Origin of the sequence: Microbacterium meiriae (assembly GCF_040686935.1) — a bacterium.
GTDB classification, from domain to species: Bacteria; Actinomycetota; Actinomycetes; order Actinomycetales; family Microbacteriaceae; genus Microbacterium; species Microbacterium meiriae.
The window spans coordinates 26,398-51,790 of record NZ_JBFBMF010000006.1 but is presented as its reverse complement, the minus strand read 5'-3'; the positions used below and the strand labels follow the sequence as shown (position 1 = coordinate 51,790).

Below are 25,393 nucleotides of genomic sequence, written 5' to 3'. Positions count from 1 at the left end.
CTAGATCGGTGGAGTGGGACGTGAGGGCTGGCCGATGGTCGTTGCTCGCGCGGTTCTCAACCGCCCGAGGCCGCCGCTCGGGCAGCGGCCAGACCGTAGACGACTGAGGCGTGAGGTGCGGCCCAGCGGTGCGCGGCCTTCCAACCGGCAAGCAGCCCATCGCGCTCGAGCACGACGATGAGATCGGCCTCGGCGATGCGGCGCCGCGCCTCGGCATCACCGCGAACAGCGGCCGCGAAACGTCGGCCACGGTCGAGCGGACTCAATCGTACGAGCATCCTTCCCGCTGGCGACCCGCCCAGAGTTCCCTCGACACGTCGGATGAGTTCGGCGCCGCGAAGGCGAAGAGTCACCGCATCGATCGGCGCATCCACCGACTCCGCGGCGACGGCGAACAGGTCGTCCGTGGTGCGGGGCAACGCGAGTTGCCCGAGCGAGGAGGCGACGACGCCGGAGGGGGCGAGGAGCACCGTCTTCATGACCTCGCCCTCTGCATCTCGACGACTTCCTGAAGCTCGGCGATCCGGGGGTCGAGCTGCTTGCGGCGTTGGAACCGCTGTGCCCATCGCCTGGCGGTGTCCTGATCGCGAGGCTGCTGATTCGAGGCGGCATCGGCTGCTTGGACCAGCGCCTCCGCAATCGCTTCTGGGGTGAGCGCCGTCACGGGGTGCCACGCAGGGTATCCCCGAAGGACGTCGCTCGCGGCGTTGCCAGGATCGTGAACCGACACGATCGGCAACCCGGTGGCTGCATACTCGAAGACCTTCCCGCTCGTCACGTATTTTCCGGTGCCCAGGGCAAGCAGCAGCGCATCGAAGCGCGCATAGACAGCGCCGATCTCCTTCTTCGGGACCGGGCCGCGATAACTGATGCCCAGTTCCGGGAACCCGGCGAGTTGGCGGGAGATGGTCTCGTTCGGAGTTCCGGAATGGTCGAGGTGACCCCAGATCTCCATCGTGGCGGAGGCCGCGGTGGCCGACCGTTCACGGGCGAGGCGCCAGCCTTCCACCAGTTGTGCGATCGGAACCGCCCGAGTGAGGGTTCCCACATACCCGAAGGTCAGCGGAGCTTCGCCCTTGTGGCGCGGCTCCGTCTCGGGAGCGGCATCGTATCCGTTCGCGACGACGCGGAAGCGCTCAGCGGCCTCGGGGTAGAGGCCGGCGTGCCACCGGAGGATGGCCTCATTGACGAACCAGACCGAGTGTGCGTTCTCGATGAGTTTCCGCTCCCATCGGGCTACGGGACTGGATGCGCGGTGGGTGCGTGCGCCACTGAACACATCCAACTGCCACGCATCGCGGTAGTCCATGACGTAGGGAACGCCGTGCTGTGCGTGCAACACGTGCCCGGGTATGAAGTCAACGTGCGGGTTGCCCGAGCCGAGCACGATGTCGACGGGGGTGCGGGCGTGGACCGCGAGCGCTGCGTTCTCGAGAGCGGGCTTCCACGGCCCGTACGTGCGCTCGGGGAACGATCGCTGCTCTCGTCGTGCGTTGAGTGTGTTCCACAGCTCCGGCGATGACGCTCGCATCCGCGACCATTGGCGAAGGTCGTTTTCGAAGGCCGCCGCCTGGAACGGGACCCGTACGATCTCGATACGCGGGTCGACGGTTCGTTCGAGTGATTCGTCCACGCCCGTGGAGAGGGTGAACGTCTCTCGGGGAACGGTCAGAACGGTGACCTTCCATCCCTGCTCGGCGAAGGCATTCGCCGTCGCCCAGGCCCGGTATACCCCGCTGCCTCGGCACGGGGGAAAGCCCCACGCGACATACAACAGATGGGGCGGTTGCGTGGCTCCCGTCGACGCCATGTTCACCACGCGATGTCACCTCTTATCCACACCCGCTCCATCGTAGCGGGGCGCGACAGGCGGAGATCTGTATGGGGCAGCCCGTACACTCGTCTTTCGTGAAGATCGTCAGCGTCGTCGGCGCCCGCCCGCAGTTCGTGAAGCTCGCTCCCATCCACAAGGCGGCGCTCGCCGCCGGAGTGGAGCATGTGATTGTGCACACCGGTCAGCACTACGACCCGATGCTGTCGGATGTGTTCTTCGACGACCTGGGCATCGGCGCACCGGATGTGCACCTCGGGGTGGGGAGCGGCTCACATGGCGTGCAGACGGGGGCGATGCTCGCCGCGCTCGACGCCGTGTTCGACGAGCACCGTCCGGCGTGGGTCCTGGTATACGGGGACACGAACTCCACTGTCGCGGCAGCCCTGAGTGCCGTGAAAATGCACATCCCGGTCGCGCATCTCGAAGCCGGTCTGCGCAGCTTCAACCGTCGGATGCCCGAGGAGCACAACCGTGTGATGACGGACCACGCCGCTGATCTTCTGCTTGCCCCGACGCAGGTGGCCGTCGATCATCTGCGTGACGAGGGCCTCGCGGCGCGCACCGTCCTGGTCGGCGATGTCATGACCGATGTCCTGTTCGAAGTGCGGGACCAGGTGGCGGACGAGGGCTCGGCGCTGCGCGACGAACTCGGGCTGGCGCGGGGCGGATACTATGTGGCGACCATCCATCGTGCCGAGAACACCGATGACCCGGCACGCCTGGCAGAAGTCGCAGCAGGGCTGGCCGGGCTCGACAAGCCCGTCATCCTCCTTGCCCATCCACGCGTCGTCGCCAAGGCGGCTGCGCACGGGGTCGCGCTCACGCAGGGTTCCCTGATCGCGCACGCGCCGCTCGCGTACCCGGATCTCATCGCCGCTGCACTGTCTAGCGCGGGCGTGGTGACCGATTCCGGAGGGCTCCAGAAGGAGGCTTTCCTCCTCGGCGTGCCCTGCACGACGGTGCGTACGGAGACCGAATGGGTGGAAACGGTCGAGCTCGGCTGGAACGTGCTCGCGAACACGGCGGAGGAGATCGCAGCTGGCGTGACCCGTCCTCGTCCGATCGAGACCGCAGCGGCGCCATACGGCGACGGCCACGCGGCCACACGCGTCATCGAGGCTCTGCAGACGCACGGTGCCGATATCTGACGAGGAACTCGTCGCTGGGAGGCCACCCACGCTGCGCCCCGTAAACTAGACCTCATGCGTATCGCCGTCGTGGCCCTCGGAAAGATCGGGCTCCCTCTCGCCGTCCAGTTCGCCTCCTCGGGTCACGACGTGATCGGCGTCGATGTGAACCAGAAGGCGGTCGACACCATCAACGCGGGGCAGGAGCCGTTCCCCGGAGAGGCGCACCTGCAGGAGAGGCTCGCCGAGCTCATCCCGTCCGGACGCCTCCGTGCGACCACGGACTACGCCGACGCGATCCCCGGTGCTGACGCCGTCGTCCTCGTCGCCCCGGTCTTCGTCGACGACGAGACCTGGGAGCCCGATTTCAAGTACATGGATGCGGCGACCCGCTCGCTCGCCGAGCACCTGACCCCTGGCACGCTCGTGTCGTACGAGACGACGCTTCCGGTGGGGACGACGCGCAACCGCTGGAAGCCGATGCTGGAGGAGGGGTCCGGCCTCACCGAGGGCGAGGACTTCTACCTGGCCTACTCGCCGGAGCGCGTGCTCACCGGCCGGGTCTTCGAAGACCTTCGCAAGTACCCGAAGCTCATCGGCGCGCTCTCCGAGGAGGGTAACCGTCGCGCTCGCGAGTTCTACGAGGCCGTGCTGCAGTTCGACGAGCGCCCCGATCTTCCTCGCCCGAACGGCGTGTGGGACCTCGGCACCACGGAGGCCTCGGAGATGGCCAAGCTCGCCGAGACCACCTATCGTGACGTGAACATCGGTCTCGCGAACCAGTTCGGCCTGTTCGCCGCTGCGCACGGTATCGACGTCTACAAGGTGATCGAGGCCTGCAACTCGCAGCCGTACAGCCACATCCACCGCCCCGGCATCGCCGTCGGCGGACACTGCATCCCGGTGTACCCCCGCCTGTACCTGTCCACCGACCCGGACGCCGACATCGTGCGCGTCGCGCGCCAGCTCAACGCCTCCATGCCGGAGCGCCTGGTGGCGCAGGCGGAAGGCATCCTCGGCGATCTGAGCGGTCTTCGCGCCGTCGTGCTCGGGGCCGCCTATCGCGGCGGCGTCAAGGAGACGGCGTTCTCCGGCGTGTTCCCGACGGTCGACGCGCTGCGCGCTCGCGGAGCCGAGGTCGTCGTGCACGACCCGCTGTACACCGACGAGGAACTGCGTCGACTCGGGTTCGAGCCGTACGATCTCGGGGGACCGGTCGACCTCGCCATCCTCCAGACGGACCACGCCGACTATCGGGAGCTCAGCCCGGCTCAGCTGCCGGGAGTGAAGCTGCTCGTGGACGGTCGCGCCGCCACGGACGCCACGCTGTGGTCCGGAACACCGCGCCTCGTGGTGGGGACGGCAGCCTGATGGATCTTCTCGTCGTCGGGTCGGGTTTCTTCGGCCTCACCATCGCCGAGCGCGCCGCGGAAGCGGGCCGCAAGGTGACCGTCATCGATCGCCGCTCGCACATCGGCGGCAACGCCTACAGCGAGGCGGAGCCCGAGACCGGGATCGAGGTGCATCGCTACGGTGCGCACCTGTTCCACACGTCGAACGCGACGGTGTGGGAGTACGTCAACCGCTTCACGTCGTTCACGAACTACGTGCACCGCGTCTACACGACCCACAAGGGCGTCGTCTTCCCGATGCCGGTGAACCTGGGGACGATCAACCAGTTCTTCCAGGCCGCGTACACGCCGGACCAGGCTCGCGCTCTCGTCAAGGAGCAGGCGGGCGAGTTCGATGCGAGGTCCGCGGCGAACTTCGAGGAGAAGGGCATCGCCCTCGTCGGCCGCCCGCTGTTCGAGGCATTCTTCCGCGACTACACCGCGAAGCAGTGGCAGACGGACCCGCAGAAGCTCTCCGGCGACATCATCAGCCGGCTCCCGGTGCGCTACACCTACGACAACCGGTACTTCAACGACACGTGGGAGGGCCTGCCCACGGACGGCTACACGGCGTGGCTCGAGCGGATGGCCGACCACCCCCGCATCGAGGTGAAGCTGGATGTCGACTACTTCGACGAGTCCCAGCCGCTGAACAAGAAGGCGACCGTCGGTCAGGTGCCGGTGGTCTACACCGGTCCCGTCGACCGCTACTTCGACTACGCCGAGGGGGCGCTGAGCTGGCGCACGCTCGACTTCGAGCAGGAGGTGCTGGACGTCCGCGACTTCCAGGGCACCAGCGTCATGAACTATCCGGACATGGACGTGCCGTACACGCGCATCCACGAGTTCAAGCACTTCCACCCGGAGCGCAAAGACGTCTACGAGTCCGAGAAGACCGTGATCATGCGGGAGTTCTCCCGGTTCGCCGAGCGCGCCGACGAGCCGTACTACCCGGTGAACACCCCGGCCGACCGCGAGGGCCTGCTGGCGTACCGCGAGCTCGCGAAGGGGGAGAAGGACGTCCACTTCGGCGGTCGCCTCGGCACGTACCAGTACCTCGACATGCATATGGCCATCGGGTCGGCGCTGTCGCTCTGGAACAACACTCTCTCCTAGACTCGGAATCGTGAGTCACGCTGCTGTCGGGGCGCCCGGGACGCCCCGGCGCTATCTGCATTCGCTGTGGCTGCTGTCCGCGCGCGACCTCAAGGTCCGCTATGCGACCAGCTTCCTCGGTTACGTGTGGTCGGTTCTCGACCCGCTGGTGATGAGCGCGATCTACTGGTTCGTGTTCACGCAGGTGTTCAGCCGCGACGTCGGCGAGCAGCCGTACATCATCTTCCTCATCAGTGCGCTGCTGCCGTGGGTGTGGTTCAACAGCTCGGTGTCGGACTTCACCCGGGCGTTCAAGAAGGACGCCCGCCTCGTCCGCTCGACGTCGATCCCCCGTTCCATCTGGGTGAACCGCATCGTCCTCAGCAAGGGCATGGAGTTCCTGTTCTCGCTGCCGGTGCTGGTGCTGTTCATCGTCATCAACCTCCTGTTCGAGAGCCACGCCGACCAGGTCGTGCAGATCGGCTGGGGCGTGCTGTGGGTGCCGGTGGCCATCCTCATGCAGACCGTGCTGCTCGTCGGGCTCGGCCTGCTCGTCGCTCCGCTGTGCGTGCTCTACACCGACCTCGAGCGCACCACCGCCCTCATCCTGCGGGCGATGTTCTACGCGACACCGATCATCTACAACGTCACGGACCTGCCCGGCATCTTCCAGACCCTCGGCGCTTTCAATCCGCTCGCGGGGATCTTCATGCTGTACCGCATGCCGTTCTTCCCCGATCAGTGGAACCCGTTCACGCTCACCGTCAGCGCCGTGATGTGCCTGCTCATCCTCGCGCTCGGCGTCTGGGCGTTCCGGCGTCTCGAGCGCCCCGTCCTGAAGGAGCTGTGATGGACGCCGCGATCGACGTGCAGGACCTCGGCGTCCGCTTCCGCCGCAACAGGCGCGGGCAGCGGAACTTCAAGGACCTCTTCGCGGGGGCGTCCCGGCGCTCGCGTCCCGGGGAGTTCTGGGCGCTGCGCGACGTCTCCTTCACCGTGCAGCCGGGCGAGTCCATCGGCGTCGTCGGTCGGAACGGGCAGGGGAAGTCGACGCTGCTCCGCCTCGTGGCCGGCGTCCTCCTGCCCGATGAGGGCACGGTGAGCGTGAACGGCGGCGTCGCCCCGCTCATCGAGATCACCGGCGGATTCGTCGGCGACCTCACGGTCCGGGAGAACGTCCGCCTGACCGCCGGACTGCACGGCATGTCGAAGGACGAGGTCGCCCGTCGGTACGACGACATCATCGCCTTCGCCGAGCTCGCCGGATTCGAGGAGACGCCCTACAAGCACCTCTCGAACGGCATGAAGGTGCGTCTGGCGTTCTCCGTCGTCTCCCAGCTCGACGAACCCATCCTGCTCGTCGACGAGGTGCTCGCGGTCGGCGACAAGGCCTTCAGGGAGAAGTGCTACAAGCGCATCGACGAGCTGCTCTCGGACGGCCGCACGCTGTTCTTCGTCAGTCACAACGAGCGCGACCTGCGCCGGTTCTGCACGAGGGGACTGTACCTGGACCGCGGCACGCTCGCCCTGGACGCCCCGATCAAAGACGTCCTGGACCGCTACAACGCGGACTACTCCGTCTGAGACGACGCGCCGACGCGGAACCTCAGAGGCCGACGAGGTCGCGCAGGTCCGCCGCGGCGGAGCGTGCATCGTCGATCGCCCCTGACACTCCGGAGGCGCTCTCGATCGCCGCTCGCAGCGCCACGAGGCGCTGGGCGTAGGCCTCGACGCCGGAGCGCCAGGAGTCCTGGATGGACGACGGCGGCAGTGCGTCGCCCAGGCGCTGCGCGTCCTGCTGGAGCGAATCCACGACAGGAAGCGCGTCCTGGCCGCTCGCTCCGGCGATGATGTCGAGTCCCCGGTCAGCGGAGTTCAGCCACCCGGACACCTTGTCGCGGAAGACCTCGACCGTCGGGTCGCCGACCGGGGGTGCGGTCGTGATCGGAGTCGGCTCCGGGGTCGCGGATCCGGTGGGAGTGGGTGCGGGAGTGGGGGTCTCCGACGGGGTAGTCGTCGGAGACGCACTCGCGCTCTCGACGGGCTCAGGGGCACCGTCGCGAGGCAGCAGGAAGAACAGCAGCAGTCCGACGATCGCGAGCGCCGCGACGCTCAGCCCGACGATCAGCCACACCCGACCGGTGCGCTTCGGCGCGGGGGGAAGCGGGGCCCACCGTACTTCGGGTTGCGGCTCGTCCACGTCAGGCCTCCAGGGGGCCCATCGGCTCCCAGGTGCGATCGCGGCCGATGCGGCCGCCGTCCCTGAGCCCGCGGAACAGGTTGCTCGTGCCTCGGACCGTGCGCTCCACGAAGACGAGCCGGATCAGCTCCTTGAAGAACGTCGCGGTCGTCCCGAGACCGAACAGCACGGGGTTGTAGACGCCGTGCACGCGGTAGTACTGCTTGATGAAGGCACGGTTGCGCATGATGTAGTAGCGGTAGGCGTTGCTCGAGGCGTTCATGTGCCGGATGCCCATGTCCCACTGGCGGATCTCGCGCGTGCGGCGCAGCACGAACTCGTCGACGATGACCGCGGTGGTCAGGCGCGAGGCCAGCCACCCGTACATCTGGTCGTCCCAGTAGATGAAGAAGCGGGGGTCGGGGAGACCGATCTGCTTCACGATCGAGCGGTGGATGAACATCCCCTCGAAGCAGCCGCTGTTCATCTCCTTGTAGCCGGAGGAATCGAAGCCCGCCGGGGCGAAGGGGATGGGGATGCCCATGCGCTCCGCGATGCGGTACTGCCAGTAGAACTCGCTGCCGTCGTAGTCGTAGCGCCGTCCCTGGATGCTCTTGAAGCGCGGTGCCCAGGCGCCCATCCGGGCGAGGCCGTCCGGGAGCACCTCGACGTCGTCATCCATCATCCAGATCCACTGGGCGCCGAGGTCGTACGCCGTGCGCATGCCCTCGCTGAAACCCCCGGAGCCCCCCGTGTTGACCTCGAGACGGCGATAGACGAGCTCGGTGCCGATGTCCTCTCGGAAGGACTCGACGACGTCGGTCGTATCGTCCGAGGAGGCGTTGTCGATCACGATCACGTGACCCGGCTTCGGGTCCATCGCGGTGATGCTGGTGAGCAGGCCGGTCAGCAGGTGCGAGCGGTTGTACGTGACGATGACGATCGCGGCGGAGGCGGGATCGAAGGCAGGGGCGTCGGTGGTCATGCCTTCTCCTCGAAGACCTGCTGCCAGGATTCGGCGGAGACCAGGTCCGGCAGGGCATCACGGTACTGGCGCTGGAGTTCCGGCCACCGTCGCCGCAGTTCGGCGTGCAGGCGCACGGATTCGCGCAGCATGCGGCGGTACTTGGCGCGGTCGCGTGTGTAGATGTTCTTCCCGGAGCCGTCGGCGGCGCTCACGAGAGCGCTGTCATACAGCGGGAGGCGCCACCAGTGCGCGTCGCCCTTGCCGAACTCCACCTCCGGCTGAGCGATGTTCGCGGGGTCAGGGCGGTGCACCCAGTGCGAGAGCAGCGTCTTCAGCGTGAAGATCCGCAGTCGCAAGCCGGTCGGGCTGTCGAACTCGTTCTTCGGCAGCCGCTTGTAGACCTGGCGGCCGTGGCGGGAATGCAGCACCCGGGCAGGGTCGCGATGGATCACCGTCTCCGGGTACTCGCCGGCAAGGGCGCGTGCGGCCGGCATCGCCGTCGCCAGGTTGCGGCGCATGTGGTCAGGTCCGGAGAGCACGTCGCGCAGGGCGCGATTGCGCAGCGCCACCGGGTAGTACTGCATCATCATGAGGTGCTTCAGATCCACACGGCGGCTGTGCACGATGAGGCGGCCGCCTCGGGGGGCCCCGGAGTGCAGGAGCCCGGCGACGATCCGGTTGCGGGCGTGGAAGTACGCCTGCCAGTCGATCGAGTCGTCCTTGTTTACCCAGGAGACGTGCCAGAGCGCGACGCCGGGCATCGACACGGTCGGGAAGCCCGCCTCGCCGGCGCGTAGGCAGAACTCGGCGTCGTCCCACTTGATGAAGGCGGGAAGGGACAACCCGACCTTGCGCACCGCGTCGAGCGGGATGAGGCACATCCACCAGCCGTTGTAGTCGGCGTCCATCCGCATGTGCAGCAGCGGCGACTGGCGCAGGTTGGCGACGCCGAAGTCGTGCGGCATCTTCTCCTGGTAGAGGTTGCGCCACATGAAGGGCCCCTCGTCGACGACCTCCGCCCAGCCGTGCAGCTTCGGGCGGTCGAGGAGGTCGAACATGTGTCCGCCGACGAGCACGGGCGTCGTCGCGAACTGACCGAAGACGATGGAGCGCCGCAGGGACTCCGGCTCGATGCGGACGTCGTCGTCCAGCAACTGCACGAAGTCGCTCTCCGGGCGCTGCAGGGACTCGTGCATCGCTCGGGCGAAGCCGCCCGATCCGCCGAGGTTGCCCTGGCGGATGACCTGCAGCGTCTCGCCCAGACGCTCGGCGACCTCGGCGTAGCCGTCCTGGTCCGCGACGAGCTGCGTGCCCTGGTCGACGAGGAAGATGCGGTCGACGAACTCCAGCGCATCGGGGGAGGAGGCGAGCGCCCTCAGGGTCTCCACGCAGTAGTCGGGCTTGTTGTAGGTCGTGATGCCGAGCGAGGCCTTCCCGGTGCGGGCGGGCTCCTGCTCGGTGGTCCACTCCGCGCCCTCGAGCACGGCGGGCTTCTCGTCGGCGACGATGTCGAACCAGATCCAGCCGCCGTCGCTGTACTGGGTGAGGTCGAGGTCGAACGAGGTCGTCGCCTCGCCGGTGACCTCGCGAGTGGCCACGCGCTGGCGGACCCCGCCGCCGTTCGAGCGGTAGACGAGGATCGTCGCCGGTCCCGTGGTGCGGACCGTGAGCTGCACCTCGCGGACGCTCGTCCAGTGCTGCCAGTACGACGCCGGGAAGGCGTTGAAGTAGGTGCCGAGGGAGACGCGCCGACCGGCCACGATGCGGGCGCGGTGCCGGCCCAGGATATTGCCCAGGTGTGCGCGGCTGGAGACCCGGACCGGTTCCTCCTCGATCACCGACCACGTTTCCGGATCCGCGTACAGCGGGAGCAGATCGGGGTCGCGATCGAGCGGGAAGACGACGTTCTGAAGGACGTGGGCCACAGGGAGGTTCTCCGTTGTTGGTGCCGCGGCCGCTGCCGGAGGGCAGCGCGCGACTCGACGAGCAGTGAGTAGCCTACCGGTGGTCGCCTTCGGATCTGCGGAGAGCCGAGCCCCGCGCTCGGCGCGGCTGGCTAGACTGACCGCGATGAAGGTACTGATCACCGGCGGGGCCGGCTACATCGGATCGACCGTGGCGACGGCGTGCATCGAGGCCGGGATCGAGGTCGTGGTGCTCGACGATCTGTCCACGGGTCTCGCGGCCTTCGGGGAGGGGCGGCACCTCTACGTCGGCGACATCGCCGACGCCGCCGTCCTCGACCGGCTGCTGACGGAGCACCCCGACATCGACGCGGTCGTGCACTGCGCCGCGCGCATCGTCGTGCCGGAGTCCGTGGCCGATCCGCTCGGCTACTACGACAGCAACGTCGGCAAGACGATCACGCTCCTCCGGCGCCTCCGCGACGCGGGCATCCCGCGCGTCGTGTTCAGTTCCTCCGCCTCGATCTACGCGGGGGAGACGGGCGACGGGGTCGACGAGAGCGGGCGTCTCGCCCCCTCGAGCCCCTACGCGACCACGAAGGCCATGGTCGAGCAGATCCTCTCCGATGCCGCCGCCGCCGGGGACTTCCGGGCCATCGCGCTCCGCTACTTCAACCCGATCGGTGCCGACCCGAAGCTCCGGACCGGACTGCAGAACCCCACGCCGTCGCACGCGCTCGGCAAGATCATGCAGGCACGCGCGGCCGGTGAGCCGTTCACGATCACCGGCACGGACTGGGCCACCCGCGATGGGTCGGGCCTGCGGGACTACATCCACGTCTGGGATCTCGCGCTCGCACACGTCGCGGCGGTGACCCGTTTCGACGACGTCGCGACGCCGGAGCAGCCGTACCAGGTGATCAACCTCGGCACCGGAGACGGCGTCACGGTGCGGGAACTCGTGCAGGCCTTCGAACGCGTGACCGGGGCGCCGCTGCCCGTGGTCGCGACCGATCGCCGACCGGGGGACCAGGCCGGAGCCTTCGCGATAGTGGATCGGGCGCGCGAGGTGCTGGGGTGGCGTGCGGAGCGCTCCGTCGACGACGGCGTGCGCGACGCGCTCGCCTGGGCGGAGAAGCTCCCCACCATCCGCTGACCGGGGGCGAACTCACTCCTGCGGGCGCAGGGTGGGAATGGTCCCCGTGTGCGCCGCGTCGATGTTCTCCCGCCACGACCGGGACTGACCGGCGCGGAGTGCGCACAGCGCGAGCATGAACCACCCGGCGCCGACGAGGGTGAAGCTCTCGAACATCGAGTCCACCGCGAGGGTCACGAGCGTGATCGGGGTCCAGGCGTAGACGACCGAGCGGCGGACGCTCGCGACCAGCCAGGACCGGATCAACGCGATCCCGCCGAGCAGCAGGAACAGCACCAGCCCCGCCGCGCCGAGCTGCAGCAGCACGTCGAAGAAGGCGTTCAGCGCGCTCTGGTGCCGGTCGTCGAGCTGGAAGTTGATGAACGTGAAGGGGTACTCGCCTCGAGCCCAGTCGCCGAACCATCCCCACCCGGTGATGGGCTTCACGGCGACGAAGTCGAGGATCATGTTCCACAGCTCGGCCCGCATGGAGAAGTCGGAGCCGGCGTCGAGCAGCGCGATGATCTGGTGACGCAGCGCGAATGCGACGGTGAGGGCGAGCGCGACCAGGACGCCCAGCGCCCATTGCACCAGGTTCCGACGCGCCGGAGCGGTGTGGCGGACGATGGTGAGCGCGACGGTCACGATCCCCACGGCGACCGCCAGCACGAGCACCGTCGGTGAGGACGACAGGAAGGCCAGGCCGCCGGCCAGGGCGACGGAGACCACGGCGAGCGGGGGGTCGACGGACTGGGTGCGCCACTCGATGACGAATGTGATCAGGGCGAGCACCGCGATGAAGCCGAGCATGTTGCGGCTGCCGAACAGCCCCTGGACCGGACCGCCGGCGGCGAGGTTGCCCTGGATGTCCAGGAACGCGAACGGGAGGTCGAGGAGCACCCCGGAGAGGATCTCCACGCCGAGGGAGACGCCGAGGAGCACGCGCAGGGTGTCGCCGAGTGCGCGGACGGTCTGGAGCGTGTCGCGGATGTGCCCGATGGTGATGGCCAGGAACGCGTACCCGAAGAGCGACAGCCAGCCCAGCACGGTGTCGGAGCGGTCGGTCGTCCACACCAGGCTCACGAGCGCCCACGCGAGGAACGCCAGCAGGGAGGAGGGCGCGATGCGCAGCGGGGACAGCTCCTCCCTGCGCACCCAGAGGATCGCGGCTCCCAGGAGGCACAGGGCGGTGATGACGGTGGCGAGGGTGACCGGCGACGTCATCCGTCCGATGGCGAACGAGCCGAACACGGCGGTCAGTGCCGCGAGCGTGAAGGCCCTGGCCATCTCGGCCGAGCCGAGGAGACGGGCGAGCGGATGCACCGTCACGGCACCCGCCGCGTCGCCGTGCCGCGCTCGAACACGAGGTCGCGCTCGCCGACGCCCACCAGCGGCACCGACTTGAGCTTGAACGACAGCAGCACCAGGAGCAGCCAGCCCCACAGCATGATCGGCGTGGACTCGGTGAGGCCCTGCACCAGGAGGACGACGGTGTACAGGCTCGGCAGCAGGGTCAGCGGGGAGTACGGGCGGTGGGCATCGAGGTCCCACCGCGGGCGATCGACGGCGAAGAACCAGGAGCGCCACAGCAGGCTGCCGTACGCCACGGCCATCAGCACGAGTCCGAGGACGCCGAGCTGCAGCAGCACGTCCAGCCACATGTTGTGGGCGTGGAACACGGTGATCCCGTGGTCGACGATCCAGCCGTCGAAGGCAGGGTCCGTGGGGACCCACGGGCTGGAGAAGCCGTTGCCGATGATCGGGTGCTCCCCGACGCGTTCCAGGACCGCCGACCAGATCTTGTTCGAGCGGCCGGTGAGATCGGCGCTGCGGCCGAGGAGACCGAGGAGGGGCTCGCGCAGCAGCCACAGGGCGAGGGCGAGGACGGCGGTGGACCCGATCGCGACGACGTAGATCCGGGTGCGGGCGGTCGGCGACGCTGCACGGCGCATCAGCAGCGCGACGACGAGGACCACGGCGGCTGCACCGGCGCACGCGAGCGCGGTCGCGGACGCGGTGCGGAAGAGGAAGTACGCCGCGAGGATCATCCACAGCGCGAGTGTCGTCCGCCAGCGGGCCTTCGCCGCGAACAGCACGCCGAACGTGATCAGCGCGAACAGCGAGACGATGCCGAGCAGATTCGCGTTGCCGAGGATGCCCTGGATGCGTCCCCCGTCGAACAGGTTGTCGCGGACCCAGTACCACTGGGGATCGATCTTCCCGGCGGGGATGTCCGCGAAGTTCGGCAGGAGAGGGCCGTGCAGGACCAACGACACCCACAGCTCGAGTGCGAGGGAGAGCCCGAGGATCCACTTGAAGGCGGACGACAGGGCGCGCACGATCTCGTGCCAGGTGAGCACGTGCGCGATGAACAGGCCGTTCACCGTGACGGCGGCCAGGAGCATGCCCGTGGCGACGGTGGGAACCCGCCACTGGGACCAGGCGACGGAGAGGAGGGCGAGCGCGGTGTAGCCGACGGCCGCCCAGGGGAGCCGGCGCCAGCGGAAGGGCTGCGGGCGGTTCCTCGCGAGCATCGGGACGCCGATCGCGAGGGTGGCCGCGCTGAAGAGCGCGAGCACGATCGCGGCGCCGATCTCGCCGAGCAGGTTGTACACCGCCGAGTGCGCGAACGCCACGAAGAGGACGGCGATGACGTATCCGCGCAGCAGGAGGTGCCCCGTGGACTCGCGCTCGGGCGCGGTGGGCAGGGCTGCCACCGGGTGCTTGGTGTACTGGGCCATCGCGACTCAGGCTACCGCGACGTGCCCGGATCCGACCTGTCCGTCGCACCGGGCTCTACGCTGGGGGCATGCTGCGCAGCCTCACCAACGTGCCCCGCGACTATGCCTGGGGATCGCCGTCCCTCCTCGCCGAGCTCGAGGGCCGCACCCCGACGGGTGCGCCGGAGGCCGAGGTCTGGTTCGGCGACCACCCGGGAGATCCCGCCGACCTCGCGGACGGGGGGACGTTGGACACGGTGACGGGCGGCACGCTGCCGTACCTGCTCAAGCTCCTCGCCGCCGCGCGGCCGTTGTCGATCCAGGTGCACCCGACCAGGGAACAGGCCCAGGACGGCTGGGCCAGGGAGAGCGCGCTGCCGCTGGACGACCCGCGGCGGAACTACCGCGACGCCAACCACAAGCCGGAGCTCATCGTCGCCCTGAGCGACCGCTTCGAGTCGCTCAGCGGCCTGCGTCCGATCGCCGACACGCTGCGCCTGCTCGAGGCCCTCGAGGACGGTCCGGGGGTGCGGTCTCTGCGGCAACGGCTCTCGGGTGAGGGCGACCCGCTCGGCGACGCGATCGGCTGGCTGCTCGGTGGAGGAGCACAGGAGGAGGTCGAGGAGATCATCGGCGCCGTCGTCGCCGCCGCCGCCGGCGCCGCAGGGGAGGAGTTCCCGGCCCTGCGTGCGGTGGCCGCGATCGCCGAGAGCTCGCCGGGTGATCCCGGGGTCGTCGTCGCCCTGCTCATGAACCACCTCGTGCTGCGCCGCGGCGAGGGCGTCTTCCTTCGGGCGGGGCTGCTGCACGCCTATCTCTCCGGCCTCGGTGTCGAGATCATGGCGGCGAGCGACAACGTGCTCCGGGGCGGTCTGACCCCCAAGCGCATCGATGTGCCCGAACTGCTCGCCGTGCTGGACACCACGCCCGGCGAGGTCCCGGTCCTGCGGCCCGCGGGCGACGAAGCCGTGACGACGTACCCGGTGCCCGTGCCCGACTTCGCCCTCCGACGGGTCCGGATCGACGACACGGCGGTCACTCTCGACGTGTCCGGCCCGACCATGGTGCTGGCGACAGCCGGCTCCGTCCGGGTGACGGCGGAGTCGGGAGCGGAGGTCTCCGTCCCGATCGGCACGGTGGCGTTCGCCGACGCCGACGAGCGCTCCCTCACGCTCGCCGGGGCGGGCGAGGTCTTCGTCGCGACCCCCGGCCGCTGAGGGGTCGAGCGCAGGCGCGCGACACGCCGGTGGAAGCTCATGAACCTTCAAGAAACGCTTGAGGGTTTACGATCCGCGACTTGACCCGAGCGAATGACACGGGTGTAATTAGGTGAGCACGGCCCGCCAGGGGGGCGGTTTCTGAAGGGTTGGAGGTCGAGATGACGGGTTACCGTTCCGATGTGCCGGAAAACTGGTTCGTCGATCCGGTCAACCTCGGTGTTCCCGGGGTCCGCCGGTCCGACCCGGACGACGACAACGCCCTTGCCTGGCAGAGCGACGCGCTCTGCTCGCAGACCGACCCCGAGGCCTTCTTCCCGGAGAAGGGCGGCTCCACGCGGGATGCCAAGCGCATCTGCACGGCGTGCGACGTGCGTGGCGAGTGCCTCGAATACGCGCTGGCCAACGATGAGCGCTTCGGGATCTGGGGCGGCCTCTCCGAGCGCGAGCGGCGCAAGCTCAAGCGCCGCGCCAGCTGACGCCTCCACGGCGCGGCTTCGTGGGCGCGCCGGGAGCGGTGCGCTTCCCGGACTGACGCCCCGCATAGGCTGACCACGTCATGCCAGCCCGAGTTCATGCCCTCATCGTCGCGCGCCCCGGCCCCTCCGCCCGCGCCCAGCTCCTCCGCACGCTCGACGCCGTCCGTTCCCAGACGCTCCCGCCCGCGGCCGTCACGCTGATCATCTGCGGCGACGCCACCACAGCACGGGAGAGCGACGCCGTCGCCGCCACCGTCGAGGGCATCATCGAGGCGCGGTCGTCGACCTCGTTCGCCGAGGCCCTCGAGCTGGCGCGCCCACGCGTCCTCGACGGATCGGCGATCTGGATCCTCGCGCAGGACACCGCGCCGCACCCGCGGGCGCTGGAACGGCTCACGGGCATGTTGGAGCGTTCCCCGTCCGCGGCGATCGTCGCTCCGAAGCTCGTGGCCACCGACAACGAGCGCGAGATCGTCTCCCTCGGCGTGAGCATGACCACCTTCGGCCGCTCGGTCGAGCTGGCCGCCGGGGAGCTGGACCAGGGACAGCACGACCGGATGGACGACGCCCTCGGGGCGGACATCCGCGGCCTGCTCATCCGCGGCGAGGTGCGCGACGCGCTGCGGCCGGACCCCGCCCTCGGCGGTGCCGACGAGGGCCTCGACCTCGGCGTCCGCGCGCGGCTCGGAGGCGGGCGTGTGGTCCTCGAGCCGGCTGCGAGGGTCTCCGCGGCCCCGGATGGTCCGGCGGCGCTACCGGCAGGACGAGCCCGGAGGGCATTCGTCACCCGTCTCGCCCAACTCCATCGGCGCCTCGCCTATGCGCCCGCGGCCGCCGTGCCGCTGCACTGGCTGACCTTCCTGCCGCTCGCGCTGTGGCGTTCCCTCACCCATCTCATCGGCAAGCGGCCCGAGGCGGTGTTCCCGGAGTGGGGCGCGGCTCTCCTCGCGATGATCCGCTTCGGCGCCGTGGCGCGATCGCGCGCCCGTATCCGCTCGTTCCGATCCTCCACCTGGGCGAGCATCGCCCCGTTGCGGGTCACCCCCGCGCAGCTGCGGCGCCGGCTCGACGACGGTCATGGCAGCGAACACGGTGCCGTCAGCGAGCTCCGCTTCTTCTCCGGGGGTGGGGCCTGGGCGGTGCTGGCCGCGCTCGTCGTGAGCATCGCCTCCTTCACCAGCCTCCTCGCCTGGCCGGCGCTGGGGGGCGGGGGCCTCCTGCCCCTGCGCGAGACCGTCGCCGCGCTGTGGCAGGACGCGGCGTGGGGGATGCGCGGGCTCGGCATCGACCTCGTCGGCCCTGCGGACCCGTTCGCCGCGATCGTCGCGGTGCTGGGCTCGCTGTGGCCCGGGGCGCCGTCCTTCGCGATGGTGCTGCTGTGGATCCTCGCACTGCCGCTCGCCGTCCTCGGGGGATGGTTCGCCGCGACCCGCGTCACCGACCGAGCCGGCCTGCGCATCTTCGCCGGTATCGCGTGGGCGCTCGCGCCGACGTTCCTCACCGCACTCGTGGACGGTCGGCCTTCCGCCGTGCTCGTCCACCTGCTGCTCCCGTGGCTGTTCCACTCGGCGGTGGTCGCCCACCGTTCCTGGGGCGCGGCCGGAAGCGCGTCCCTGCTCCTGGCGGCGGTCGTCGCCTGCGCGCCGGTCCTCGCTCCGGCGCTCGCGGTGCTGTGGGTCGTGGCTCTGGGGATCGTGCTGGGAACGGCGCAGTTCCGCGGGGCCGGCCGCCTGCTCTGGCTCCCGCTGCCGACCGCGGCGCTGTTCGCTCCTCTGATCTTCTGGCAGCTCGCCCACGGCACGGCCCTCGGTCTGCTCGCCGATCCCGGACGGACGTGGCTCGGGCCGCAGGCGGCCGCCGACGCCGCCGGCCGCCTGGCGGTCGCCGGTGGCTTCCCCACGAGCGATCTGGCAGGGTGGGCGACCGTCCTTCCCGGCACCTGGGCGGCGCTGCTGTGCGCGCCGCTCGCGCTGCTCGCACTGGGATCCGCCGTCTCGCCCCGGTGGCGTGCGGGGATCACGCTGCTGGTCGTCGCGCTCAGCGGGCTCGCCACGGCGTTCCTCGCCGTCGGTGTCAGCGTCGCCTCCGCAGGAGCGACCGCGGTCCCGCTCTGGCCGGGCACCGGTCTGAGCCTCGCCTGGATCGGCGTCGTCGGCGCGGCGACGATCACGCTGGACACGGCGCTCATGCTTCCCCGACTGCGCGTGGCCGCCACGGGACTGGCCGCCCTCGCGCTGGTGGTGTGCGCGGTCCCCGCCCTCACCGCGTTCCACGGCGACCGTTCCGCGCTGACCAACGGCCCCGAATCCACGCTGCCCGCCTACGTGCGTGCGCAGGCGGCCGGGGACCGTCCGATCTCCACTCTCATCCTCACGCCGCAGAACGACGGCGGTCTCGCCGTCGAGGTGGTGCGCGGCGCGAGCGAGACCCTGGGAGCGCAGACGACGATGCTCTCCACGGCGGTCGAACCGCAGGGGACGGACCTCGCCGTCCTCGCCGTCGATCTCATCTCCGCCCGCGACTTCGACGCGCCGGCGCAGCTCCTCGCGCAGGGGATCAGCTACGTCCTCCTCGCCGAGGTACCGGGCGAAGGGGATCGCGCACGCACCCTGCGCACGGCCTCCGTCGCGGCGATCGACCAGCGGGCGGGCCTCGTGCAGGCCGGTTCGACGGACCGCGGGGTCCTCTGGCGCCTCGAGGGTGAGCCGGCGGAACCGGCAGCGCTGAGCGCGACGCAGGAGGGGACCGCCAGGGTCGTGGTGACGCTGCAGCTCCTCGTCGTGCTCGCCGCGCTGCTCCTGTCCATCCCGACGCGCGCGTCGCGTCGGGCCGCCAGAGCGCAGTCGAGGATCGTCGGCAGGGCGCCGGAGGAACCTCTGGTCCTGCCACGCCACGCGGAGGACTCGGTGCCGGACGCGGCCGTCGTGCCGCCGGTCGGTACCGTCGAGGACCCGCAGGACGAGCCCGCGCTCGCCGACGAGGCGCTCGCCCCGATCGCCGATGCCGAACCCGCTGACGACGGTGCAGACCCCCGCCCGACGGCGGACGGCGAGGAGGACCGGCCGGATGTCTCGTCCGCCGACGACCAGGGAAGCACCGGCACCGAGGAGGACCACCGATGACGGGCACTCGCGCGTTCCGCGTCGCTGCGACCAGCGCACGGGTCGTCACCGGCGTCGTGGTCGCCGCCGCCTGTGTGCTGGGCGTCGCGACCGCCGTGCACGCCCCCTGGCCGACTGTCACGCACGAGCCGGCGCAGGAGCGGGTGACCCCGCTCCCCGGAGACAGCGTCCTGGTGTGCGCCGGCGACTTCCGCGCGCTCGGTCGCAACACGGCCGCGCCGTCGGAGATGCGCCGGGCGGCGACCCCCGAGCTCACAGCGGGAGGCACGAACGGCGTCCCGTCGCAGACGGGGCTCGCGGTGCCGGACCTCGTGGACGGGCAGGAGGTGCCGGTGCTCACCGGACTCGTCGAGGGGCGGTCAGCACCGCTCATCGCCGGCGCCGAGTCGTCGACTCTCGCCGCGGAGGACCTCGCCGGCTTCGCCGCCTCACCCTGCGGAGTGCCTCGGCTCGAGTCGTGGCTCGTCGGCGGGTCCGTGGGCACCGGAGCCGAGGACGTCGTCCTCCTCGCGAACACAGCCGACGTCCCCGCGACCGTGACGCTCGCGGTCTACGGATCGGCCCGAGGCGGACGGACGGTCATCGTCCCGCCGCGCACGCAGACGGCACTGCCGCTGACGTCCATCGCTGCGGGCAACGACGTCCCCGTCGTCAAGGTGAGTGCGGTCGGAGCGCCCGTCCGCGCCGTTCTACAGTCGGCGCTGATGCAGGTGCTCGACCCGGTCGGGGCCGACCAGCAGGAAGCGGTGTCGGGACCGCAGCAGCACGTCGTGCTCCCCGGTGTGCAGGCCTTCGCGGCAGCAGGGGACCAGGGCGACATGACGGTGCTGCGTCTGCTCGCGCCCGGAACGGACGCGCTCGCTGAGGTCCATGTGACCGCCGAGGGCGGTGGCGCCGGTCTGGACGCGTTCACGGTGCCGCTCACCGCCGACGAGCCCGCGCAGGTCTCGCTCAGCGGTCTCGAGCCGGGGACCTACACCGTGGAGATCGAGGCCGATGCCCCCGTCGTCGCCGGGGTGCGGCAGCAGGACGGCTTCGGAGCGGACTCCGATTTCGCGTGGGTCACCCCCGCACCGGAGATCGACGCGGAGGTCGCCTTCGCCGTGCCGTCCGGTCCGTCCCCGCGGCTGCAGCTGGCCAACACGTCCGATGAGGAGACCACCGTCTCCCTCTCGACCATCGACGGGGGCTCGCCGCAAGAGATCGTCATCCCGGCGGGGGAGACCCGTGGCCTCGACGTCGCAGCGGACACGACCTACGTGCTCCGTCCGGAGGGAGAGGTGCACGCCGCCGTCGCGATGACGGCGCCCGGCGCCCTCGCCGTGCTTCCGGTCCCGCCGTCGCCGGGGGTCGAGGCGTCGATCACCGTCTACCCCTGACGGGCGGGGTCAGCGGTCGTGGCCGAGATCCCACGGCTCCCGGCCGACGTACTCCGCCGCCGCACGGAAGACGGCACTCTCGATCGCCATCCGTCGATGCGCGGCGTCGTCGTGTCCCGGCGGGAGCAGCCGCTCGATCGGGATCCGGAAGAGGACGATCCTCCGCTGATCGCGGTCGAGGTGCCAACGCGGCACCTCGCCGTCGGCGTCGTACGTCGGCAGCGCACCGATCTCGAATCGGACGTCCTGGAGTTCCGGCCACGTCCCGCGCAGGAACTCGACCGCTGTGCCCACGGTGAGGTCGAAGCGATCGATGCGGCCATCCAACGGGGCAAGCGGCGGCTTCACGACTTCGCTGCGTCCGAGACGACCGTGCCGGCCGTGCCTGGCACCGCGGCGAGCGGCGGCGGCGGGGACGGAACGGCGACGGGGCATGCCGAAAAGTCTAGGCGCTGTGGCGGCTCCCGGCGCGGCAGCCCCGCCGCCGCCGGGAGGCGCCGTACGCTGACGGAGATGGACGGACGACTGTGCTCGAAGGTCGGCTGCGCGCGCGAGGCCGTGGCCACCCTCACGTATGACTACGGCGATCAGATGGCCGCGCTCGGGCCGCTCGGTGCGGCGAACGATCCGCAGGCGCACGACCTCTGTGCGCCGCATGCGGACCGCCTCTCCGTCCCTGCGGGATGGCTGGTCGTCCGCCACGAGGCCCTGCGCGCCTGACCGACGCGACCGGCGAGGTGGTCAGGCGCCCAGACGGCGACCCGTCAGTCGCTCCGCACGTCGATCCGCGTTGTCCAGCGCGCGGCGTTCGCGCTCGCGCCGGAGGACGGTGACGCCGACCAGCACGAGCTCGGGCGGCGCCGCCGGTACGGGGGAGATGAAGGGTGCGGCCTCGGCGAGCAGGTCGCGGGCCACGCGTTCCCGAGCAGCCGGGAGCATGCGCGGGGCGCTCACGAGGAATTGGGAGATGCGGCGGGCGAGCCGATCAGGAAGCCGCGCCACGTCGGCGACCTGCGCCCATGCCGTCAGCGCCGGAGGCAGCGTGGGCGCGAGCGTGACCAGCTGCGGGGTGCGCACCCGCTGGCTGTACGTGCCGGCGACCAGGTCGCCGAGGCGCTGGGAACGCGCCGTGAAGGCCCCGACCAGGACGGCGAGGCCGCCGAAGGTGAGATAGATCTCGAGGACGCCGAGCAGGGCGCGGATGAACGCGTGACGGAACCCGGCCGCTCCGCCGTCCATCCGTACGATCCTGCCGCCGACCGCGAGCTTTCCGAGGCTGCGTCCCTTCAGCGCCACCTCCATCGTGATCGGCAGGATCACGAAGCTGACGACGAGGGAGGCCACGAGGGCGATGCGGTCGGTGGCGGTGTCGAGCACGCCGATGTCGAGAAGCCAGATGCGAAGGAAGATCGACCCGACGAAGACGGCGTAGCCCAGCAGCATGTCGATGACGGCCCCGGCCGCCCGGAGGAGGAACCCCACCGGCTGGACGTCGATCGCGACCGCCTCGCCGGAGAGCACCTCGTCGGAGACGTCGATCTGCGCGGACATGAGTACAGTAAATCAGGTGGATGCCGATGCCCTCACCGATGCGCGCCGGTCCGAATGGGAACGGCTGGACACCCTCAGCCGTGCCCGCCTGGACGGTGCCGGTGTCGACGAGCTCATCGTGCGCTACCGTGCCGCATCGGCCGACCTCGCGGAACTGAAGACGTCGGTCGGGGAGTCCCCGCAGGGCGCCTACCTCTCCACGATCCTCGTGCGTGCGCGGCTCCGGCTCACGGGGGCCGCGGACAGCATCCTCACCCAGACGTCGCGGTTCTTCCGCCTCCAGCTCCCCGCGGCGCTCTACCGCCTGCGTCGGACGACCCTGGTCATCGCGCTCGCCTTCGTGGCGGTCGCCGTCGGCACGGCCGCGTGGATCGCCGGTGACCCGGCGCTCGTCGCCACGCTCGGTCCACCGGACGCCTTGGAGCAGTACGCCGACGAGAGCTTCACCGGGTATTACACCGAGAACCCGGCAGCGGTGTTCATGGGGATGGTCTGGACGAACAATGCCTGGATCGCGATGCAGTGCGTGCTGTTCGGGGTGACCGGCATCTGGCCCGTCTACATGCTCGTGCAGAACGCCATGGGGCTGGGCGCGTCGGGGGCGATCATGGCGATCCACGACAAGGCCGACCTCATGGTCCTGTACATCCTTCCCCACGGGATGCTGGAGATGACGTGCATCTTCGTCGCCGCGGCCGCCGGCCTGCACATGTTCTGGGCCTGGGTCGCGCCGGGCCACCGCACCCGCGGCGAGGCGCTCGCGGAGGAGGGCAGGGCGCTGGCCACCGTCGCCCTCGGGCTCGTGTTCGCGCTCTTCCTCTCCGGGCTGGTCGAGGGGTTCGTCACCGGATGGGCACTGCCCTGGCCGGTCAAGATCGGCATCGGTGCCGCGGCCCTCGCGGTCTTCCTCATCTACATGCTCGTGGTCGGCAGGCGCGCCTATCGCCGCGGCGAGACCGGTGACCTCGTCGAGTACGAGTCCGGCACGCCGCGGCTCGTGGCGGGCTGAGGCACGGCGACCGCCGTCAGAGCCGCCCCGCCGCCTTGAGCTCGAGGTAGCGGTCGGCGATCCGCGGCGGGAGGTCCTCGGGGTCCGCGGCGATGGCTTCGCCACCGGCGCGGCGGATCGCGTCCGCGACGTTCTCGGCGTCCCGGAGCGTGCGCTCGGCGGCGGCGGCGAGATAGACGTCCTCCCGGGACTCCCGCGCGCGGGTGAGGGCGGCGATGCCGTCGTCCGTGACCGAACCGACCAGCACCGTCATGGCCCGTGAGGCGTCGGGGAAGGCACCGAGGAAGCCCCGTGCCGACTCGGCGGCGTCCTGCGCCGTGAGCACGACGAGAAGAGAGGGACGCGTGGTCAGCGTCCGCACCGCCGCGAAGGCCCCATGCCAATCGGTGTCGACGAGGCGGGCGTGCACCGGAGCCATGGCGTCGGTGAGAGCCGGCAGGAGCGCCGCGCCGTCCACCCCGGTCACCCGTGCCCTGGTCACCCTGTCGTGCATGAGCAGGTGCACGTGGTCGCCTGCCCGTGCCGCGAGCGCGGAGAGCAGGAGCGCGGCCTCCAGCGCCGCATCGAGTCGTGTGCCGTCGCCCACCCGGGCTGCGGCCGTGCGCCCGGTGTCGACGATGAGGACCACATGCCGGTCGCGCTCGGGGCGCCAGGTGCGCAGCATCGTCGTCCCCGCTCGTGCCGTCGCCCGCCAGTCGATGGAGCGGACGTCGTCCCCTCGCACATACTCGCGCAGGGAGTCGAACTCGGTGCCCTGTCCCCGGACCTGGATGCTGGTGTTCCCATCGAGCTCCCGCAGCCGCGCCAGCCGCGAAGGCAGATGCTTGCGCGAGGAGAAGGCGGGCAGCACACGGATCGCGCCACGGACGGGATGCAGTGCCTGTCGGCCGGCGAGCCCTAGGGGACCGCGGGAACGAAGCACGACGAAGGCGCTGACGAGCTCGCCACGGCGCCTCGGGCGGAGGGGGATGTCCACGCGCCGCCGTTCCCCGGGCGGAATGCGCAGGTGCTGCCGTTCCGACGGCGCTCCCGCGGTGGGCTGCCACGCGTCGCGGAGCAGGACGTCGAGCGTCCGCGTCCCCCGGTTCTGCACCGCCACGCTGACCGGCACCTGCTCGCCGAGCCGCGCGCGCGACGGGACGCGACGGGTGACGGTCGCCGCGCGCGGGTCGCCGGCCAGGACGACGTCGACGGCCACGAGGAGGAGGCACAGCCCGATCCACCCGCCCAGCACCGCGTACGGCGGAAACCCCGCCAGCCCGGCGAGGACCAGCGGCACGATGCCGACGGCGAGGGCGACGGCGAGACGGCCCGAGACGAACACCTAGATCGGCACCCGGGTCTGCTGCACCACGGATGTCAGCACGGCGTCCGCCGACACGCCCTCCATCTGCGCGTCAGGACGGAGCTGGAGACGATGCCGCCAGACCGGGACGAGCATCGTCTGCACGTGGTCCGGCGTCACGGCGGTGGAGGCGTTGAGCCAGGCCCAGGCCTTGGCCGCGGCGAGCAGTCCCGTCGAGGCGCGGGGGCTCGCCCCGAGCTCGACGGAGGGGGAGTGGCGGGTCGCGCGGGCCAGGTCGACCACGTAGCCGAGCACGTCGTCGGTCACCTCGACCCGGGCGGCGGCCCGCTGGGCGGCGCGGATCTCGTCGGCGCCGATCACGGCCTCCACACCCGTGAGCTCGCGCGGCGAGAAGCCCTGGGCATGGCGCCGGAGCACGGACACCTCGGCGTCGCGTTCCGGCATGCCGACGACGAGCTTCATCAGGAAGCGGTCGAGTTGGGCTTCGGGCAGAGAGTAGGTCCCCTCGTGCTCGACGGGGTTCTGCGTCGCGGCGACGAGGAACGGGTCGGGCAGCGCGCGGCTCACGCCGTCCGCGGAGACCTGACGCTCCTCCATCGCCTCCAGGAGCGCCGCCTGGGTCTTCGGGGGCGTGCGGTTGATCTCGTCCGCGAGCAGGATGTGCGTGAACACCGGGCCCGCGCGGAAGTCGAACTCCCCGGTCCTGGCGTCGTAGACGAGGGACCCCGTGACGTCGCCGGGCATCAGGTCGGGCGTGAACTGGACGCGTTTGGTGTCGAGCCCGAGAGCCCGGGCGAACGACCGCACGACCAGGGTCTTCGCCACGCCGGGAACACCCTCTAGCAGCACATGGCCGCGCGCCAGGAGCGACACGAGCAGGCCGGTGACCGTGCCGGCCTGGCCGACCACCGCCTTGTCGACCTCGGTGCGGACGCGGTGCATGGCCTGTCGCAGCGCGGCGTCGTCGGCGGGACTGTT

The 25,393-nt window shown here is 70.5% G+C and carries 23 protein-coding genes; 12 read left to right on the top strand and 11 right to left on the bottom strand.

Translation table 11 applies throughout. The annotated features are described in order from the left end of the window. Positions 1-56: 56 nt before the first annotated feature. Positions 57-479 carry a hypothetical protein gene (locus AB0P08_RS16440; RefSeq protein ID WP_363590567.1) on the bottom strand — a complete coding sequence of 141 codons (423 nt, stop codon included), beginning with the start codon at positions 477-479 and terminating at the stop codon, positions 57-59. Further along, a complete protein-coding gene (locus tag AB0P08_RS16435; RefSeq protein WP_363590595.1) occupies positions 476-1,810 on the bottom strand; it encodes a glycosyltransferase family protein in 1,335 nt (444 codons plus the stop codon). Before AB0P08_RS16435 ends, AB0P08_RS16440 begins: the two co-directional genes overlap by 4 nt. Positions 1,811-1,908: 98 nt before the next feature. Here AB0P08_RS16435 and wecB point away from each other — a divergent pair, with 98 nt between their 5' ends. The 5 genes from wecB to AB0P08_RS16410 are packed head-to-tail and all read left to right on the top strand — an operon-like array spanning position 1,909 to position 7,031. Then, positions 1,909-2,982: a non-hydrolyzing UDP-N-acetylglucosamine 2-epimerase gene (wecB, locus tag AB0P08_RS16430; RefSeq protein WP_363590566.1), complete on the top strand. Its 1,074-nt coding sequence runs from the start codon at positions 1,909-1,911 to the stop codon at positions 2,980-2,982. Between the two features lie 54 nt (positions 2,983-3,036). Continuing rightward, complete coding sequence (locus AB0P08_RS16425; protein WP_363590565.1) at positions 3,037-4,332, top strand: nucleotide sugar dehydrogenase; 1,296 nt, start codon at positions 3,037-3,039, stop codon at positions 4,330-4,332. Next, positions 4,332-5,468, top strand: coding sequence for a UDP-galactopyranose mutase (gene glf, locus AB0P08_RS16420; RefSeq protein ID WP_363590564.1), 1,137 nt, complete (start codon positions 4,332-4,334; stop codon positions 5,466-5,468). The genes AB0P08_RS16425 and glf overlap by 1 nt, the downstream gene beginning before the upstream one ends. 10 nt (positions 5,469-5,478) lie before the next feature. Further along, on the top strand, positions 5,479-6,297 hold the full coding sequence (locus AB0P08_RS16415) for an ABC transporter permease (RefSeq protein WP_259953200.1): 819 nt from the start codon (positions 5,479-5,481) through the stop codon (positions 6,295-6,297). Further along, positions 6,297-7,031 carry an ABC transporter ATP-binding protein gene (locus AB0P08_RS16410; protein WP_363590563.1) on the top strand — a complete coding sequence of 245 codons (735 nt, stop codon included), beginning with the start codon at positions 6,297-6,299 and terminating at the stop codon, positions 7,029-7,031. Before AB0P08_RS16415 ends, AB0P08_RS16410 begins: the two co-directional genes overlap by 1 nt. Before the next feature lie 22 nt (positions 7,032-7,053). On the opposite strand, the gene AB0P08_RS16405 is transcribed toward AB0P08_RS16410, so the two are convergent. From AB0P08_RS16405 to AB0P08_RS16395, 3 genes are read right to left on the bottom strand one after another with little or no spacing between them, the layout of a single operon-like run. After that, positions 7,054-7,647 (bottom strand): hypothetical protein, encoded by a 594-nt coding sequence (locus tag AB0P08_RS16405; RefSeq protein ID WP_363590562.1) that lies wholly within the window; start codon positions 7,645-7,647, stop codon positions 7,054-7,056. Between the two features lies 1 nt (position 7,648). Beyond that, a complete protein-coding gene (locus tag AB0P08_RS16400) occupies positions 7,649-8,611 on the bottom strand; it encodes a glycosyltransferase family 2 protein (protein WP_363590561.1) in 963 nt (320 codons plus the stop codon). Continuing rightward, entirely contained in the window at positions 8,608-10,518 is a 1,911-nt protein-coding gene (locus tag AB0P08_RS16395; RefSeq protein ID WP_363590560.1) for a glycosyltransferase, read from the bottom strand. Before AB0P08_RS16395 ends, AB0P08_RS16400 begins: the two co-directional genes overlap by 4 nt. Before the next feature lie 145 nt (positions 10,519-10,663). On the opposite strand from AB0P08_RS16395, the gene galE reads away from it, so the two are divergent. Further along, positions 10,664-11,653, top strand: a complete 990-nt coding sequence (gene galE / locus AB0P08_RS16390; RefSeq protein ID WP_363590559.1) for a UDP-glucose 4-epimerase GalE — start codon at positions 10,664-10,666, stop codon at positions 11,651-11,653. 12 nt (positions 11,654-11,665) lie between these two features. Here galE and AB0P08_RS16385 read toward each other — a convergent pair whose 3' ends face one another. Together AB0P08_RS16385 and AB0P08_RS16380 are read right to left on the bottom strand one after the other, a co-directional pair. Continuing rightward, complete coding sequence (locus AB0P08_RS16385; protein WP_259953211.1) at positions 11,666-12,961, bottom strand: O-antigen ligase family protein; 1,296 nt, start codon at positions 12,959-12,961, stop codon at positions 11,666-11,668. Next, the gene (locus AB0P08_RS16380) at positions 12,958-14,373 is read right to left on the bottom strand and encodes an O-antigen ligase family protein (protein WP_363590558.1); all 1,416 of its coding nucleotides are present in this window, start codon (positions 14,371-14,373) and stop codon (positions 12,958-12,960) included. The genes AB0P08_RS16385 and AB0P08_RS16380 overlap by 4 nt, the downstream gene beginning before the upstream one ends. 68 nt (positions 14,374-14,441) lie before the next feature. On the opposite strand from AB0P08_RS16380, the gene manA reads away from it, so the two are divergent. The 4 genes from manA to AB0P08_RS16360 all read left to right on the top strand — a co-directional run bounded on the left by manA (position 14,442) and on the right by AB0P08_RS16360 (position 20,549). Next, on the top strand, positions 14,442-15,569 hold the full coding sequence (gene manA, locus AB0P08_RS16375) for a mannose-6-phosphate isomerase, class I (RefSeq protein ID WP_363590557.1): 1,128 nt from the start codon (positions 14,442-14,444) through the stop codon (positions 15,567-15,569). 161 nt (positions 15,570-15,730) lie between these two features. Then, entirely contained in the window at positions 15,731-16,048 is a 318-nt protein-coding gene (locus tag AB0P08_RS16370) for a WhiB family transcriptional regulator (protein ID WP_149084934.1), read from the top strand. An 80-nt stretch (positions 16,049-16,128) separates the two neighbouring features. Then, a complete protein-coding gene (locus AB0P08_RS16365; protein ID WP_363590556.1) occupies positions 16,129-19,170 on the top strand; it encodes a glycosyltransferase in 3,042 nt (1,013 codons plus the stop codon). Further along, the gene (locus AB0P08_RS16360) at positions 19,167-20,549 is read left to right on the top strand and encodes a DUF5719 family protein (RefSeq protein WP_363590555.1); all 1,383 of its coding nucleotides are present in this window, start codon (positions 19,167-19,169) and stop codon (positions 20,547-20,549) included. Before AB0P08_RS16365 ends, AB0P08_RS16360 begins: the two co-directional genes overlap by 4 nt. Positions 20,550-20,558: 9 nt before the next feature. Here the strand turns inward: AB0P08_RS16360 and AB0P08_RS16355 are convergent, their stop codons facing one another. After that, on the bottom strand, positions 20,559-20,984 hold the full coding sequence (locus AB0P08_RS16355; protein WP_259953229.1) for a hypothetical protein: 426 nt from the start codon (positions 20,982-20,984) through the stop codon (positions 20,559-20,561). A gap of 78 nt (positions 20,985-21,062) precedes the next feature. Here AB0P08_RS16355 and AB0P08_RS16350 point away from each other — a divergent pair, with 78 nt between their 5' ends. Next, entirely contained in the window at positions 21,063-21,269 is a 207-nt protein-coding gene (locus AB0P08_RS16350; protein ID WP_025103036.1) for a DUF3499 family protein, read from the top strand. Positions 21,270-21,290: 21 nt separating this feature from the next. Here the strand turns inward: AB0P08_RS16350 and AB0P08_RS16345 are convergent, their stop codons facing one another. Next, positions 21,291-22,100: an RDD family protein gene (locus AB0P08_RS16345; protein WP_363445922.1), complete on the bottom strand. Its 810-nt coding sequence runs from the start codon at positions 22,098-22,100 to the stop codon at positions 21,291-21,293. Between the two features lie 16 nt (positions 22,101-22,116). On the opposite strand from AB0P08_RS16345, the gene AB0P08_RS16340 reads away from it, so the two are divergent. Further along, on the top strand, positions 22,117-23,109 hold the full coding sequence (locus tag AB0P08_RS16340; RefSeq protein ID WP_363590554.1) for a stage II sporulation protein M: 993 nt from the start codon (positions 22,117-22,119) through the stop codon (positions 23,107-23,109). A 16-nt stretch (positions 23,110-23,125) separates the two neighbouring features. Here AB0P08_RS16340 and AB0P08_RS16335 read toward each other — a convergent pair whose 3' ends face one another. Both AB0P08_RS16335 and AB0P08_RS16330 read right to left on the bottom strand, forming a co-directional pair. After that, the gene (locus tag AB0P08_RS16335) at positions 23,126-24,433 is read right to left on the bottom strand and encodes a DUF58 domain-containing protein (protein ID WP_363590553.1); all 1,308 of its coding nucleotides are present in this window, start codon (positions 24,431-24,433) and stop codon (positions 23,126-23,128) included. Then, positions 24,434-25,357, bottom strand: coding sequence for an AAA family ATPase (locus AB0P08_RS16330; RefSeq protein WP_259953275.1), 924 nt, complete (start codon positions 25,355-25,357; stop codon positions 24,434-24,436). Positions 25,358-25,393: the final 36 nt, after the last annotated feature.